The sequence below is a fragment of the Shinella sp. GW821-FHT10F02 genome, from assembly GCF_058809275.1.
Window position 1 is genome coordinate 313066 of sequence record NZ_JBXASL010000003.1, and the last position, 15952, is coordinate 329017.

The following is a 15952-nucleotide window of genomic DNA, read 5'->3' on the forward strand; positions in this document are numbered from 1 at the left end:
CTCCTGATACTCAGGCCTCGATGCCGGCATGGCCGTGCTTGTCCAGAACGGCCTGCTGCACCGCAGGTCTCACAAATCTTAACAATCGGAAACGTCTTGGGAAGCGAAAAATTTTGTGCGGGCTGTGGTGCCTGAACGATTTGGAAGGACTTCTGTTTCAAATCAGCGACATAGCGGAATAAAAATTTCTTCATCGTTGTGCATTGCAGCGATTATCGCGTGGTGCAGTAGGCTTGGGAAGCAGGATTTGGCCATGCAAATCACCCGCTTTCCCTCCCTTGCAAGAAGTGTGTTGACCGGGCCGGCGGAGATCGCTAGAAGATGCCGAACCGTACGGTACGGTACGCAAGAATTCGACAGGGGATCATCGTGCATTTCGTGGAGCAGGGCAGAGCGGGCGCAGCCGCCGCGGGACTGACGGAACGTCAGGGCGCGGTGCTGGAGCGTGCGCTCGGCCTGCTGGTCGAAGGCGGCGAGCGGGCGCTGACGACCGCCGGTGTGGCGCGGGCGGCGAATTGCTCGAAAGAAAGCCTCTATAAATGGTTCGGCGACCGCGACGGGCTGATCTCCGCGATGATCACCTACCAGGCCGGCAAGGTGCGCACGGTCGAGGTGAGCGCCGCTGCGCTGACGGCGGAGACGCTGCGCAAGCATCTCTTCGCCTTTGCCTGCGACCTGATCGACGTGCTTTCGGGCGATGTGTCTCTCGCGCTGAACCGCCTCGCCATCGGCCAGGCGAGCCGCGAGGGCGCCGGGCTTGGCCGCCTGTTGCAGGAGCGCGGCCGCCGGCAGATCGGCAAGCGCGCCGCAGCGCTGCTCGAAGCCGGCCGCAAGGCGAAGCTGCTTGCCTTCGACAGTGCAGACGAGGCATACGGCACGCTCTACGGGCTGATCGTCTCCGACATGCATCTGCGCATGCTGCTCGGGGAAGATGCCGGGGCATTGAAAAAGGAATTCTCGCCGCGCGCGGAGAAGGCGGTGGATGCTTTCCTGACGCTCTACGGCGCGAAAGGGTAAGACCGGCCGGACGAACCGCCGGTTCAATTTAACAGACAGCAAGGGAAGGAAACATCGATGCGCGTCTATTACGATCGTGATGCCGATCTCAACCTCATCAAGGCGAAGAATGTCGTCATCGTCGGCTACGGCTCCCAGGGCCGCGCCCACGCTCTCAACCTCAAGGATTCCGGCGCCAAGAACGTCGTGATCGCGCTCAAGGCCGGTTCGCCGACCGTCAAGAAGGCCGAAGCCGACGGCTTCAAGGTCATGACCGTCGCCGACGCCGCCAAGTGGGGCGACCTTCTGATGATGGCGACGCCGGACGAGCTCCAGGCCGACATCTACAAGGCCGACATTGCCGGCAACATCCGCGACGGCGCTGCCATCGCCTTCGCGCACGGCCTCAACGTGCATTTCGGCCTCATCGAGCCGAAGTCCTCGGTCGACGTCGTCATGATCGCGCCGAAGGGCCCGGGCCACACGGTTCGCGGCGAATACCAGAAGGGCGGCGGCGTTCCCTGCCTCGTTGCCGTTCACCAGAACGCTTCGGGCAACGCGCTTGACCTCGCGCTCTCCTACGCCTGCGGCGTCGGCGGCGGCCGTTCGGGCATCATCGAGACCAACTTCAAGGAAGAGTGCGAAACCGACCTCTTCGGCGAACAGGTCGTTCTGTGCGGCGGCCTCGTCGAACTCATCCGCGCCGGTTTCGAAACGCTGGTCGAAGGCGGCTATGCGCCGGAAATGGCCTATTTCGAATGCCTGCACGAAGTGAAGCTGATCGTCGACCTGATCTATGAAGGCGGCATCGCCAACATGAACTACTCGATCTCCAACACTGCCGAGTGGGGCGAATACGTCTCCGGCCCGCGCATCATCACTGCCGAAACGAAGGCCGAGATGAAGCGCGTCCTGACGGACATCCAGACCGGCAAGTTCACCTCCGAGTGGATGCAGGAATGGAAGGCCGGCGGCGCACGCTTCAAGGGCATCCGCCGCAACAACGACTCGCACCAGATCGAAGAAGTCGGCGCGAAGCTGCGCGGCATGATGCCGTGGATCGGCAAGAACAAGCTTGTCGACAAGGCCGTCAACTAAGCGCATTTGCCCGTTCGGGCGCGCAAGGCCGGGCGGTTCTCCGCCCGGCCTTTTTATTTCAGGTGAACTGAAATAATGCAGTGCATCCTTCCGTGACGCTGCGGTGCAGCAAGTAATAAACTTGCGCGAAGCGCCGAACAGGAACAAAATACAGTAGTGTTTCGTTCCGCTGTCAGGAGGATAGTGCGATGACCACGATTATCCAATACTTCGCTTGGTTCGATCTCTTGATCCTGGGCAGTATAGCCACGCTGGTGCTGCTCAGCCTCTACAGCGACCGGGCGACCTGAGCGCGTCCGGCGCGTGAAAAGGCAGCCGGGGTGACGCCGCTCCGGCGAGATTAAATCCGCACGAAACCTCGGTCGCGTGCGCATGTCTTCTTGGTGCGAATATTTAGGTCAGCATTATTGACATAAAAACGGCGCCGTGATGAGGTGCGTTCAAACAACAGACCGAGGAAACCCCTATGTTCAAATGGGAACAGGCCTTCGCGACGCGTGCGTCGCGCATGAAGGCGTCCGAAATCCGTGAGCTGCTGAAACTGCTCGAACGGCCCGACATCATCTCGTTCGCCGGCGGCATTCCGGACCCGGCGCTGTTCCCAAAAGAAGCGTTCTCCGCCGCCTATACGGACGTGCTTTCGGGCGAGGGGGCCGCGGCCGGCTTGCAATATTCCGTCAGCGAAGGCTACCGGCCGCTGCGCGACTGGCTCGCCGGCGAAATGGGCAAGCTCGGCATTCCCTGTTCGGCCGACAATGTCTTCATCGTCTCCGGCTCGCAGCAGGGCCTCGATTATCTCGGAAAGCTCTTCCTGTCGCCGAACGACACGGCGCTCGTCACCTGGCCGACCTATCTCGGCGCGCTCCAGGCCTTCAATGCCTATGAGCCGACCTATGACCGGCTGAACCTTTCCGGCAACCGCACGCCGGATGCCTATCGCGCGACGGCGGCGGACGCCGGCGGGCGGGTGAAATTCGCCTATCTCTCCGCCGACTTCGCCAACCCGACCGGCGAAACGGTCGACCGTGCCGGTCGTGAAAAGCTGCTGACGCTTGCCGAAGAGCTGGATATCCCGATCATCGAGGATGCCGCCTATCAGTCGCTGCGTTATGACGGCGAGGCCGTGCCGCCGATCCTGGCGCTGGAAATCGCCGCCAAGGGCGATATCGACGCCGCCCGCACCATCTATTGCGGCAGCTTTTCCAAGACGCTGGCTCCCGGCCTGCGGGTCGGCTACATCGTCGCGGCGGCGCCCGTCATTCGCAAGCTTGTCTTGATGAAGCAGGCGGCGGACCTGCATTCCTCGACCATCAACCAGATGGCGATCGCCCATGTCGCCGAGCGCGGTTTCGACGCCCAGGTCGAAAAGATCCGTGCCGCCTATAGCGTGCGCCGCAACGCCATGCTCGCCGCCCTTCAGAAATACATGCCGGAAGGTGTCAGCTGGACCAAGCCCGAGGGCGGCATGTTCGTCTGGGTCACGCTGCCGGCCGGCATGGACGGCGCGGCGCTGCTCGCGCGTTCCATCGAGACCGAAAAGGTCGCCTTCGTGCCCGGCCAGGCGTTTCACGCCGATGGCAGCGGCGCCAACACGCTGCGCCTCAGCTTCTCCTGCGCCGACGCCGCGACGATCGAGGAAGGCATCTCCCGCCTCGGCCGCCTGCTCGGGAAGGAACGCCTTGCGGCTTGATTGGCGTATTGGTTGGCCCCTCACCCTAACCCTCTCCCCGCAAGCGGGGAGAGGGGACTTGCCCCGCAGAATGGTCGCGGTCTGGGAAAGCGGTGCGGCATATCCCTTCGCCCCGCTTGCGGGGAGAAGGTGGCGACAGCCGGATGAGGGGCCATTCGCCTATTCGGCGAGGCAGGCCATAGCCGATTCGAAGACCAGATCCGGCAAGACCTCGAACGTATAGGGCGCGTGCACGCGCTCCCATTTCTGATGATAATCGCGCCCCCATGGTCCGATATTGACCGTCGGGAACGACAGCAGGCCCTCCGGCGCATGGTCGGTGAAGGCTGCCGATGGCGTGTTGGTGGCAAGTAAACCGGTCTCGCCCGCTTCCGGCCGGTGGCCGAAGAAGCTCATGTCGGAAATCCCCGCGAAAATCTGCTTGAACTTGATCGACGTGCCGTGCCGGTTTGCGGCCTCGTCCATCACGCGCTGCAGCCGCTCCTGCATCTGCCGTCCGGCCTCTGCCTGCGCCAGATGCACCAGCGGATAGTGCAGGCTGCCGAAGCCGATGATCACGGCCGGGCCTTCGATGCCCGCCTCGGTCGCTGCTGCCGCAACGATCTCGCGGCTGACTTTCAAGGGGTCCGTGCCTCCCGAAAGCGAGCGGTACAGCGCCTCCAGCCGCGCAAGGGCCGCGGCATCGAGCCGTGCGAGCAGTTCCGCGTAGGTGAGGACGGTGCCCTGCGTTTTCGCCGCATCGCGCTTGCGGTAGCGAGCGGCGTGCGCCTCCTGGGTGTCGAGCGCGGTTTGCAGCGCGCCCGCGACGATGGTGCGGAAATCGCCGAGGACGGTGCTGGCGCTGCGGCTGTGCGTCAGCCAGTTGAAGGAGAGCCAGACGCGGTCCGGCGTTGTCACGTCATAGCCGTCGCGGATGTCGCGGGCTTCCAGGCAGACCGGCGGCGGGGAGCGCTCGCCGAAGGCTTCGTCGCTGAGTTCCGGCACCGTATCCATGGCCCGCGTGATCTCGGCGCTGATGCGGTGGGCGCTGGTGCCGTTGAAGGGATAACCGGCATGGGTCGGCCGGCCGATGACGAAGGCGAAGGGGGCGAATTTGCCGATCGAGCCGAGATAGATCGCGCGGCCTTCTTCGCCGTCGCGCTCGCAGCTCGATGCGTCGAGATTGATGCCGCCGACGATATCGAGGTCGAAGCGGCGGGCGATCTCCGGCAGGGCGTTGCGCAGGCTGCGCATGCCCCGCGAGCGGTTTTCCTCGTCCGGCGTCGCGACGAAGAGGAGGTTGCCCTCCCGCGCCTCCAGCCCGGCAAAACGTTCCAGCACCGCGATGCCCGCCGCAAGGCCGCTTTTCATGTCGAGCAAGCCGCGGCCGGCAATGAAATCGCCGCTCTCGAAATCCGCCAGCGCTTTAGTCTCCGCGGCGTTCAGCGGACGGCTGCGCAGTTCCTTCAGCAGCGCCTCCGTCAGCGGTTCCGGATCGCAGGCGAGCGGCGCGAGCGTGCCGTAATTGGCGATGGACACGGTGTCGAAATGGCCGGCCAGCACGATCGTCCTGCGCCCACCGCCGCGCACCAGCGCCACGACGTTCTCGGTCATCGGTTCGCCATGGCTGTCCACGGTGAAAAGCTGGTCGGGGTGCTGGCGGAAATAGGGCGTTTCGGCCAGATGCGCCCGGAGTTTTTCGGAGAAGTGCGCCTCGTCCGGCGATCCCGTCACGCTCGGCCAGCGGGTCATCAGCAGGGAAAGTTCGCGGGTGCGTCGAGCGGAGATTTCATTCGTAGGGGACATGGGCCTGCCGAAAGCGGTTGCGTTGAAGGATGCGCAAGGCTAGCCAAGGACGATGGCAAGCGAAACGGCAATCTTTTGGGAAAATTGCAGGGCCGATTGCCATTTTGTCATCACAAACTGACATTTCGGCAGGGCCATGGACACGATCGACCGCAAACTTCTCGCCTTGCTGCGCAAGGACGGCCGCGCCTCGCTTTCCGCGCTTGCGGCGGAGCTGAAGGTCTCGCGCGGCACGGTGCAAAACCGCATCGAGCGCCTGACGCGCGACGGCGTCATCGCCGGCTTTTCCGTGCGCGTGACGGAGGCCGACGACCCGCATGCCGTGCGCGCCATCACGATGATCGAGATCACCGGCCAGAAGACGCTCGCCGCGATCCAGACCCTGCGCGGCATTCCGGAAGTGCGGGCGCTGCACACGACGAATGGCGCCTGGGACCTCGTCGCGGAAATCCACACGGAAAACCTCGTGGAATTCGAGCGGGTGCTGCGCGGCATCCGTGCCATGGATGGTGTTTCGAAATCCGAAACGAGCCTGCTTCTGACGACGCTCTAAGCTAAGGCATCACGATATCGATTTCCTCGCCCGTCGAGGAATAGGTGACGCGGCCGCCCTTCCAGCCGTCCGGGCTTTCCAGCCGGATCTCCAGCGTCACCTTGCCGTCCGGCGAGGGCACCATGAAGCTGCCGTCGGGCGACATCAACTGGCCGATCGAGAAGGTATAGCGCGAGAGCGGCATTTCCGAGCCGACCTGAAGCCGTGAGAAGGTCCTCGCCGTCAGTTCGTTGAGCTTGGCTGCGGAGAAGAAGGCGATGTCGCTCATGCGGAAAAGCCGTTCCGGCCGGAATTCCGAATCCCAGGGCATCATCATGCTCGACGCCGTGACCCCGCGGTCGTTGACATTGTAGTCGCGCATGGTGCCGGGCGTATCCGGCACTTCGGCGAGGATGCGCATCGAATCCCGGCTGACGCTGATTTCGGCGAAGCGGGCGTTCTTGCCGAATTGCTCGGCCATGACGCCCAGCGTCTTCTCGGTCATGTCGGGATCGAGCCAGTTGCGCTTCGGCTTGCGCGCATCGGGCAGGTTGGCGACGCGCACCGTGCCGTCCGTCGTCACTTCCACGGTTCCGCTGGCGGTGAACAGCGTCATTTCCCCCGGCTCGCCGAGATCCGTGAAATGCACCACCCAGCGCAGCTCCGGTTTTCCCGGCCCGTCGGTGGAGAGCTTCAGCATCATGTAGCTCATCGTCGACTTGTCGTTCTGCCAGGCTTCCTTCGCCTTGTCGCGGATCATGGCAAGCCGCGACAGATCGACATCGGCGAGCGAAAAGCCGGGCAGCGCCGACGTGCCGGGGAACATGGGCGAGGTGATGGGCGAGCGTGAGACGCCGGAAATATCCCAGGAATAGCCGACCGTGGTTTCCGCCATGCTGGGGTGGTCGGCCTTTACCTGCACGGATTTCGGATAGACCGTGAGGTCGCGGATGATCGGCTTGCTGCCGATGACGGAGGTGAGGCTTTCCAGCGCCTGCTCCTTCGGCCAGTCGTCGTCCTTGAAGAAATCCATCAGCCGCGCGCGGGCGGTGTTGGAAAGGTCGCCGCCGATGATCGTACCCTCGGCATCCGCATAGACGGTGGCGCTTTCGCGCGGCGAGGCGACGTAGATCGTCCAGCGGATCGGGCCGTAGGACGGCGTTGGCAGCAGGTTCACGCGCTTGGAGATCTCGATCGACTGCACCGTGCCGCCGCCTTCCAGCCGGGCATAGCCGATGGCGCGGGTGGCGATCTGGTCGACCTTTGCCAGCGGGATCGCATCCAGCGGGAAGAGGCCGCTCGTTATATCTGCGACCATGGCCGGCGCGGAGCGCGCCGCGGGGCCGCTGACGACTTCCGATTCGAAGAAGAGCAGGCGGGTCGCCTGGCGCACCCGCCATTCGTCCACGTCGCCCGCTTTCGCGCCGCGCAGGATGAGGTTCACCTCCTTCTCGGTGATGCGGATTGTGTGCGCTTCCGGCGTCCTGCCGAGCGCTTCGCTGACGCGGCCGGCGGCCCGCGCGGCTTCGCCCGGGCTGGTAATGTAGCTTTCAGCGGCGCGGGCGGGCACGCAGGCGAGGAAGCTCAAGGCCAGCCATGCCGCCAGAAACGCCCGCCATCTACCGGATAAAAATCCCATGAGCGATCCCTCCGCCCGCCTCGGAACACCTATCATCCGTGGTGGGTAACGGCATGGCAAGCCGGTTTATTCCGGTCGCGGCGGCGGGCATGGCGAAAAGGCGCTTTCCATTGCCGGTCAGCCGGTTACACTCCGCCTGCCCATACGCATTCCTGCCGAAAGTGCCCCATGTCGCTGCGCCTCGCCACGTTCAACATCGAAAACCTCATGACCCGTTTCGACTTCACGGGTTTTCGCAACCAGGTTCGCCAGGATCGCGTGCTGCGCCTCTTCGAAATCCGCAACGAGGCGGAATACCAGCGGCTGGAGGAGGCGCGCGCCATCGCGTATACGGACGACGCCCGCCAGCATTCCGCGCTCGCCATCGCGGATGCCGATGCCGATATCCTCTGCCTGCAGGAGACCGACAACATGGCGGCGCTGCAGGCCTTCGAATATGGCTATCTCTTCCGCATGGTCGGCAACGGCTACCGCCAAAAGTACCTGATCGAGGGCAATGACAGCCGCGGCATCGATGTCTCGGTGCTGATGCGCGAGGAGACCCGCGACGGCCAGCGCATCGAATGCGTCGATATCCGCAGCCATGCCGCCGTCACCTATCGCGACTTCGACCTCTTCACGCCGGATCTCGGCCAGGGCCTCAAGGCGGATGACAGGGTCTTCAAGCGCGATTGCCTGGAGATGGACCTGCGCATCGGCGGGCGGCCGCTGACGCTCTATGTCGTGCATTTCAAGTCGATGGGGCCGGGGCGAGAAGGCATGGACGGCCGCCAGTCGACCATGCCGGTTCGCACCGCCGAGGCGCGCGCGGTGCGCCGGATCATCGAGAACCGCTTCGGCGTCGGCCGCACGGCGAACAAGGCCTTCGCCATCTGCGGCGACATGAACGACTACCAGGAGAAGCTGGCGATCGAGGGCGACCGGCGCACCGGCTATCGCTTCGTGCCGCAGGAGGAGGCGGCGAGCGCGCTCGACGTGTTCAGCGCGGATGGATTTGCGGTCAACCCGATGCTGCGCCGGCCGGTCGACGACCGCTGGACGCTCTACCACAGCCGCGGGCCTGAGGAGCGCCATCTCTGCCAGCTCGACTATATCTGGCTGTCGCCCTCGCTTGCCGAGCGCAACGCCCATCAGGTGCCGGAGATCATTCGCGCCGGCCAGCCTTTCCGCACGATCTTTCCGCCGGGGCAGGAGGTGGAGCGCTATCCGCGTGTCGGCTGGGACCGGCCGAAGGCCTCCGACCATTGCCCCGTCGTGATGAGCTTGGATCTCTAATACGTGGGCGGTTTCATTTCCGCTTGCCCGCGGCGGAGCGCTCGGGCAGGTTTAGGCAAAAGCTGAATACGGAGAATACCTTGTCCCGTCGCTATGCCATCTATGACGTCTTCACCGACACGCGGCTCGCCGGCAATCCGTTGGCCGTCGTCTTCGATGCCGATGGTCTCGACGACGGCACGATGCAGCGCATCGCCCGCGAGTTCAATCTCTCCGAAACGGTCTTCGTGAAGCGGCCGGAAAACCCGGCGCATACCGCGCGCCTGCGCATCTTCACGCCGGGCCGCGAGCTGCCCTTCGCCGGCCACCCCACGGTGGGAGCGGCGATTGCGATCGCCGAAGCGGCCGAGGATGTCGCAACACAGCCGCGCGACCTGGTGAGCATGCTGGAGGAGAATGTCGGCCCGGTGCGCTGTGCGGTGAAGCTCGGCGTGCGCGAGGCCGCCTTTGCCGAGTTCGACGTGCCGCGCAAATCGGCGCGCCTGGAGGCGACCTTCGACCGGCAGGCGCTGGCCGATGCCTTCAGCCTGAAACCCGGTCAGGTCGGCTTCGAGAACCACGTGCCCTCGTTGTGGAGCGCCGGCGTCGCCTTCGTGATGATCCCGGTGCATGACGTTGCGGCGGCGACCGCGGTGGAGTTCGACCCGACGCTCTGGGAGCGCTGCGCGCCCTTCGCCGAGGGCCGGCTCGCCTCCGCCTATCTCTATTGCCGCGGCGGCGTGAACCACAATGCGCGCTTCCACACCCGCATGTTCGCGCCCGACATGGGTATTTCCGAAGACCCGGCGACGGGGGCGGCGGTCGCAGCGCTCTCCGGCGCCATCCATTTCTTCGACAAGCTGGTGGATGGCCACCACCCGTTCCTGATCGAGCAGGGCGTCGAAATGGGCCGGCCGTCCTCGATCCACCTGCATCTCGATATTTCCGGCGGCGCCATCGCCCGCGCGCGCATCGGTGGACAGGCCGTGCGGCTTGCTGCGGGAATGCTGGATTTGTGACGCTTATTTTGCGCTGCGAAAGAAATTCGCCCCGGAAAGCATCTTTTTTCGGGGCGGGTATAGACAAGCCCGGAGAACGCCATTATACGCCCCTCCAGACCGCACAAACGGTCTTGTGGGTGATTAGCTCAGTTGGTAGAGCAGCTGACTCTTAATCAGCGGGTCCACGGTTCGAGCCCGTGATCACCCACCAAATCCTTCCTAAATTCCGCTGATTATACAAAGACTTGATGGTCGACGCCAGGCGGCGTCGCCGGGGCGCCGAGGGCGTTTCCCCGTCAGGTTTTCAGGATGCTGAAGCTTGCGACCAGCCATAGAAGTTTGCACAGGAGATGCAGCGCCTGGTCCTGGGCAAAGCTGATCTTTCCCTTCGTTTTGCCTTCGTCGATCACGGCATGAAGCACCCACTCGGCAAACGCGAGGACGGGGCTTTTTGTGATGAGCAGCACCATGGTGGCGTGGATGCCGGCATGCGCGATCAGGTGATAGACGCGTAGCGGACCCTCGATCTTCGCTTTCACCAGGAAGTCCGGTTGCAGGGGATAGTCAGCCAGCCAGTGCGCGCCGCACAACAGAAGCCCCATCGTCAGAATGTCATGGATCATCGAATGAACGGTGCCGGTTGCGCGTTATCGTCATGCCGCCGGAGGCTGGGATCCATGCAAACGGCGGGGCGAACCGCTGTTCTAATAAACCAACCACCCCGTGCTGTTCCCTGGGGAACAGCCGCGCGCCTAGAGCAAGAAGTCGCCCTTGCTCAGTGCCATCTTGCCGTCCAGCTCCAGGCGGAAGTCGGCCGCCTTGTCGCCGTCGATATCGCCCTCGACCACGGTGATGGCCTTGCCGCTCGTCGTCGTCGTGTACCAGCGCAGATCGCCGGCATCGCCGGTGAAGGCTTTCGCCTTGGCGAGAAGGGTGAAGCTGTGGCCGGTCTCGGGGCCGTTGGCGTCGATGGCGGAGAGGTCGATCCGGTCGCGGCCGGGCTCGAAATCCGTGATGCGGTCGCGCGTGCCGGCGGCTAGGCCAATGTCGCCGGCGCTGCGGAAGACGAAGGTGTCGGCGCCGCTGCCGCCGGTCAGGATGTCGGCGCCGTTGCCGCCGTCGAGCCAGTCGTTGCCCGCGCCGCCATTGAGCCTGTCCTTGCCGGCAAGGCCAATAAGCGCGTCATTGCCGGCACCGCCGGACAGCGTGTTGGCGTGGGACGAACCAATGAGCAGGTCCGCGTCGTTCTCGCTCGAATCATGCGCCGTGCCGTCCCCGGTGAGAGTGCGGGTGGTGGCGGAGGCGACCTGGAGTTCTTCCAGCACCATTCCCTTGCTGATGCCGTAGGCGGCCTTCAGGCGGGCGATGGCCGGGGCATATTCCTCGAAGATCGCATCGATGCCGGCAAAACCCTTGATGCGGCCGGCATCGTCGGCGTCGAAGCGGCTTTCGTAGGACAGGATCTTTTCCCGGTGCGCGGTGTACATCAGGCCGGCATCCAGCGCTTCCGCCGTCGTCGCCGTGCCCTCCTTGGCGAAGAGCTTGAAATGTTCGGCTTCCACATAACGCCGGTTGGCGATGCCGGCATGGCCGCTGCCGTTGGAATTGTAGCGGATTTCGTACCAGGCCTCCGCCCGGTCGCCGTCTAGGATCGCGGCCTTCAGCTTCGGGCCGAGCAGCGCGGGCGCGTTATAGGCCATGCTGAACAGCACGGCGCGTTCCGTGGAGTTCGGGATGCCGGAGAGCCATTTGTCGATGACCGCCTCGTAGCGGGGCGATATGGCGGTGAGGGCGGCCTGGATCTGTGTGTCGGAGGTGAAGCCGAAGGTTTTCGGCACGCTCGGATCGCGCGTTGCGTTCCAGTCGGCCATCACCTTGTCCAGCCGGCTGTTGAGCAGCGCTGTCTCGCCCTTGGCATAGCTGTCGTCGATGACCGTCTTCAGCCGCGCTTGCAGCGTCGCATTCCAGCCGCTGCCGGCGATCGCCTTCAGCACGGGTTCGAGATTGTAGCGCAGATTGAAGCCGATGCCGATCGTCGGGGCGGGGTCGGCGGCGGTGTCAAGATAGGCGCGCCGCGTCGAGCCCTCCAGGTTGAGCAGCAGGTCGAAACCGGTCTTGCGATAGGCTGACGTCGACAGTCCGGTGAATTTCAGCATGGCATGTCCCTCGATCGCGGAGAGCCTAGCGCAGGCGGGGTAAAGCTTTGCTAACGTCCCCCTTGCAACCCGGTCGCACCCCGCCATATTGCGGCTCAGACGAATGGAGGGAGCGCATGAGCGAGGACAGGATCAGGACACCGGAAGAGGTCGTCACCTATTGGTGCGAGACGCTGTCGGCCAGGGACTGGTGGCAGCCGACGCCAGAGCTCGATGCCCGCATCCGCCAGCAATTCGCGGCGACGCATTTCGCGCTGTCGCAGGACGTCACGCCGGAATGGCGCGCAAGCCCCGAGGCGCGGCTTGCGGCGATCATCGTGCTCGACCAGTTCCCCCGCAACATGTACCGCGCGTCGCCTATGGCCTTCGCGACGGACTGGATTGCGCGGCGCGAGGCACGCCTGGCGCTGGACGCGGGCGCCGACAAGCTGGTCGATTACGGCCGGCGCCATTTCTTCTACATGCCGCTCGAACATTCCGAGGATCTTGCCGACCAGGACCTCTCAGTCTCGCTTTTTGAGGCGCATGACGATGAAATGTATCTTGGTTATGCGCAGCGGCATCGCGACGTCATCGTCGATTACGGCCGATTCCCGCATCGCAACGTCTTTCTCGGCCGGGTTTCGACGCTGAAAGAGCAGGCCTATCTCGCCGAACCCGGCGCCGGATTTTAGAGCATTTCCGGTGAACCGGAAATGCTCTAATCCTTTTGTCTTTGCCGCATTGTCCGACGCCGAAGCGATGCCGCTTCGGCTGGAAATGCTCTAGCTGAACGGCGATGCCGGTTTAAAATGGCCGCATTCATGGCTAGAAGGGGTGCGGAATCGCATGTTTGCGATGCGTCGTCGTCTGTCTCTGTTCAACGAGGATGGCCTGTTGTCGATCTTCCGCCTTCTGCCCGTCCTTCTGGTCCTTCTTCTCGTCGCGGCTCCGCCCGTCCGGGCGCAGACGGCGGCCGTGCCGGCCACCGCCGACGTCACCCAGCTCGAACAGGCCAACAGCGACCTCGACCGCGCGAGCGGCCAGCTCAACGCCATCCGCGAGCGCGTGGAGCGCGACAAGGACGATGACGCGCGCCTCGTCGATCTGAAGGTCGAGGCGGAGGCGCTGAACCGGACGATCCTGTCCATTTCGGTCGCCACACGGCCGCGGCTGGAGGCCATCAAGGCGCGCCAGACCGAACTCGGCGACCCGCCGGCGGAAGGTGCGCCGGCCGAGGCCGCCGTCGTCGTCGAGGAGCGCAAGAAGCTTGCCACGGAGCGCAACGAGATCAACGCGCTGACGGGGGAGGCGGAAAACCTCTCGATCGAGGCGACGAAGCTCTCCAACCGCATCACGGAAATCCGCCGGCGGCTCTTCAGCGATGCCATCCTGAAACGCACCGAGATCAACACGGAGCTCTTCACCGAGGCGTCCGGCGCGCTTGTCGAAGAGACGCAGACGCTGAACCGCACGGTGGCGGCGTGGCTGCAATTCGTCTGGAAGTTCAAGCGCATGCAGCTTCTGGGCGCCGTCGGGTTGTCGCTTTTGGCAGCCCTCGTTCTGCATACCGGCAGCTACCGCCTCTTCGCGCCCTTCATCACGCGTGGGGTTCAGGAGGAGAAGCCGCACTATATCACGCGCCTGTCCGTGGCCTTCTGGTCGACGATCCTGCCCACCATGGCGGCGGCGGCCTTTGCGGGCGCCAGCTATTTCTTCCTCGATACGTTCAACGTGCTGCGCGCCGATATTGCGCCCATCGTCACGGTGGCGCTCGGCGTGATGGTGGCGATCTATTTCGTCGCTCAGCTGGCCAATGCGGTCCTGTCGCCGGTCGACGGGCACTGGCGGCTGGTACGGGTGTCCGATCGTGGCGCGCAGCTTCTGTGGCTGCTGATCTTCGGCATGGCGATCGTCAACGGCGGCGACTATTTCCTCGGCACGATCAGTGAAGTGCTGGGTTCGCCGGTGGTGCTGACCGTGGTGAAGAGCTTCATCGCCTCGATCATCATCGGCGCGCTGCTCGTCGTCACCGCCTTCATCAAGCCTGTGCTGCGCCAGGGCGAAAAGCCGGATACGCAGGGGCGTCCCTGGCCGCGCTCGGTGTTCATCCTGCTGGTGCTGACGGGGCTCGGCCTCGTCTTCGCCTCGCTGCTCGGTTATGTCGGCATGGCGCGCTTCATCGCCACGCAGATCGTCGTCACTGGCGCCGTCGTGGTGACCATGTATATCGGCTTCCTCTCCGGCCGCGCAGTCTCGGCCCCGAATGCCTTTGCGGAAACCACGGTCGGCAAGCGGCTGGAGGAGCGGTTCGGCCTCGGCCAGGTGGCGCTCGACCAGGTCGGGCTTGCGGCGGGGCTCGGCGTCTATCTCCTGATCTTCGTCTGCTTCGTGCCGCTGATCCTGCTGCAATGGGGTTTCCAGGTCGCCGATATCGAATCCTGGGCCTACCGCATCTTCACCGAGATCCGCATCGGCAGCATCACCATCTCGCTGGTCGGCATCCTTGCGGGCATCCTGCTCTTTGCCGCCGGCCTCGTCATCACGCGCTGGTTCCAGAAGTGGGTGGACGGCAACGTTCTGGCGCGAAGCCAGGTGGATGCGGGCGTGCGCAATTCCGTTCGCACGGCGGTGGGTTATGCGGGCGTGGCGCTTGCCGGCCTCGTCGGCATATCGGCGGCGGGCATCAACCTTTCCAGCCTCGCGCTTGTCGCCGGTGCCCTCTCGCTCGGTATCGGTTTCGGCCTCCAGAACATCGTGTCGAATTTCGTCTCCGGCCTCATCCTGCTCGCCGAGCGGCCCTTCAAGGTGGGCGACTGGGTGGTGGCCGGCACGACGGAAGGCTTCGTGCGCCGCATCTCCGTGCGCGCCACCGAGATCGAGACCTTCCAGCGACAGACCGTGATCGTGCCGAATTCCCTGCTGATCAACGGCCAGGTCGGCAACTGGACGCACCGCAACAAGCTCGGCCGCGTCGACCTCGCGATCAGCGTGCATGGCAGCAACGATCCGCGGCAGGTGCAGGAGATGCTAGTCGAGGTCGTGCGCGGGCAGCAGGGCCTCTTGCGCAATCCCGAGCCGATGGTGGTCTTCCTGGCCTTCTCGGCCTCGTCGCTGGATTTCGAGATCCGCGCCTTCCTCGCCGATATCCTGAACGGCACGACCGTGAAATCGGAATTGCGGGCCGCCATCCTCGAACGGTTCCGCCAGGAGGAAATCGCCATCGGCGGGCCGGCGGCGCCCGAAGTGCCGGTCAAGATTTCGCCGGAAGGGGCGGAGCTCATCTCCGCGCTTCTCGACCAGGCGACGGAAAAACTGCGCCCGCCGACCACCAGCCGGCGTCGCAAGCCGGCCGACGAGGCGCCCGAAGCCGACCCCGCCGCCTGATTTGCGGCACATGAACGCCGCATTCACGCTCCATTCAGCCGTCCCCGCATAAAACGTGATGCAAATCCGATCGAGGAACGATAGTGTTCCTCAGGGCTTGCAAGAGGGGCGGCGTTCAGGCGCCGGGCGAAGATGAAGCGAATGATCATGATGCTGCTGGTGTCGGTCGCGATGTCCGCCCCGGCAATGGCTGCCTCCGTCACCAACAAGGACGGCGATACCCAGGTTCTCGTCATCGTCGAGGACGGCAGCCGCATGGAGGTCGCGCTGGAGCCCGGCTCCACCGAGACGATCTGCCCCTCCGGCTGCTTCGTCACCCTGCCGAACGGCGACCGCATCGCGCTCAACGGCGGCGAGGAAGTCGAAATCCAGGGTGGCGCTGCCTCGGTCAAGTAAGTTTCTGTTGAGGATTTGTGACGGCGCGGAAGAACAACC

General features: G+C 64.3%; 13 protein-coding genes and 1 tRNA gene. 10 read left to right on the forward strand and 4 right to left on the reverse strand.

What is annotated here, in order from left to right:
- Positions 1–369 precede the first annotated feature (369 nt).
- The 3 genes from AC1RWL_RS11285 (at position 370) to AC1RWL_RS11295 (ending at position 3784) form a co-directional block, all read left to right on the forward strand.
- A complete protein-coding gene (locus AC1RWL_RS11285) occupies positions 370–1017 on the forward strand; it encodes a TetR/AcrR family transcriptional regulator C-terminal domain-containing protein (RefSeq protein WP_493094726.1) in 648 nt (215 codons plus the stop codon).
- Between the two features lie 57 nt (positions 1018–1074).
- Positions 1075–2094 (forward strand): ketol-acid reductoisomerase, encoded by a 1020-nt coding sequence (gene ilvC, locus AC1RWL_RS11290; RefSeq protein WP_256117012.1) that lies wholly within the window; start codon positions 1075–1077, stop codon positions 2092–2094.
- A 466-nt stretch (positions 2095–2560) separates the two neighbouring features.
- Entirely contained in the window at positions 2561–3784 is a 1224-nt protein-coding gene (locus AC1RWL_RS11295) for an aminotransferase-like domain-containing protein (RefSeq protein WP_493094725.1), read from the forward strand.
- Between the two features lie 159 nt (positions 3785–3943).
- Here the strand turns inward: AC1RWL_RS11295 and AC1RWL_RS11300 are convergent, their stop codons facing one another.
- Entirely contained in the window at positions 3944–5569 is a 1626-nt protein-coding gene (locus AC1RWL_RS11300; protein ID WP_493094724.1) for a M20/M25/M40 family metallo-hydrolase, read from the reverse strand.
- A gap of 136 nt (positions 5570–5705) precedes the next feature.
- On the opposite strand from AC1RWL_RS11300, the gene AC1RWL_RS11305 reads away from it, so the two are divergent.
- Complete coding sequence (locus AC1RWL_RS11305; RefSeq protein ID WP_319317729.1) at positions 5706–6122, forward strand: Lrp/AsnC family transcriptional regulator; 417 nt, start codon at positions 5706–5708, stop codon at positions 6120–6122.
- 1 nt (position 6123) lies between these two features.
- Here the strand turns inward: AC1RWL_RS11305 and AC1RWL_RS11310 are convergent, their stop codons facing one another.
- Positions 6124–7740: a hypothetical protein gene (locus AC1RWL_RS11310; protein ID WP_493094723.1), complete on the reverse strand. Its 1617-nt coding sequence runs from the start codon at positions 7738–7740 to the stop codon at positions 6124–6126.
- A gap of 168 nt (positions 7741–7908) precedes the next feature.
- On the opposite strand from AC1RWL_RS11310, the gene AC1RWL_RS11315 reads away from it, so the two are divergent.
- The 3 genes from AC1RWL_RS11315 to AC1RWL_RS11325 all read left to right on the forward strand — a co-directional run bounded on the left by AC1RWL_RS11315 (position 7909) and on the right by AC1RWL_RS11325 (position 10206).
- Positions 7909–9015: an endonuclease/exonuclease/phosphatase family protein gene (locus tag AC1RWL_RS11315; RefSeq protein ID WP_493094722.1), complete on the forward strand. Its 1107-nt coding sequence runs from the start codon at positions 7909–7911 to the stop codon at positions 9013–9015.
- Positions 9016–9095: 80 nt separating this feature from the next.
- Positions 9096–10013, forward strand: coding sequence for a PhzF family phenazine biosynthesis protein (locus AC1RWL_RS11320; protein WP_493094721.1), 918 nt, complete (start codon positions 9096–9098; stop codon positions 10011–10013).
- 117 nt (positions 10014–10130) lie between these two features.
- Positions 10131–10206 (forward strand) — tRNA-Lys (locus AC1RWL_RS11325).
- Positions 10207–10291: 85 nt separating this feature from the next.
- Here AC1RWL_RS11325 and AC1RWL_RS11330 read toward each other — a convergent pair.
- Both AC1RWL_RS11330 and AC1RWL_RS11335 read right to left on the reverse strand, forming a co-directional pair.
- Positions 10292–10618, reverse strand: a complete 327-nt coding sequence (locus tag AC1RWL_RS11330; protein WP_493094720.1) for a DUF3307 domain-containing protein — start codon at positions 10616–10618, stop codon at positions 10292–10294.
- A gap of 129 nt (positions 10619–10747) precedes the next feature.
- Positions 10748–12151: a M10 family metallopeptidase C-terminal domain-containing protein gene (locus AC1RWL_RS11335; protein ID WP_493094719.1), complete on the reverse strand. Its 1404-nt coding sequence runs from the start codon at positions 12149–12151 to the stop codon at positions 10748–10750.
- Between the two features lie 116 nt (positions 12152–12267).
- Between AC1RWL_RS11335 and AC1RWL_RS11340 the strand changes: the two genes are divergently transcribed.
- The 3 genes from AC1RWL_RS11340 (at position 12268) to AC1RWL_RS11350 (ending at position 15913) form a co-directional block, all read left to right on the forward strand.
- Positions 12268–12825 (forward strand): DUF924 family protein, encoded by a 558-nt coding sequence (locus tag AC1RWL_RS11340; protein WP_493094718.1) that lies wholly within the window; start codon positions 12268–12270, stop codon positions 12823–12825.
- Positions 12826–12979: 154 nt separating this feature from the next.
- Positions 12980–15517 (forward strand): mechanosensitive ion channel family protein, encoded by a 2538-nt coding sequence (locus AC1RWL_RS11345; RefSeq protein ID WP_493094717.1) that lies wholly within the window; start codon positions 12980–12982, stop codon positions 15515–15517.
- Positions 15518–15649: 132 nt separating this feature from the next.
- Entirely contained in the window at positions 15650–15913 is a 264-nt protein-coding gene (locus AC1RWL_RS11350) for a hypothetical protein (protein ID WP_256115442.1), read from the forward strand.
- Positions 15914–15952: the final 39 nt, after the last annotated feature.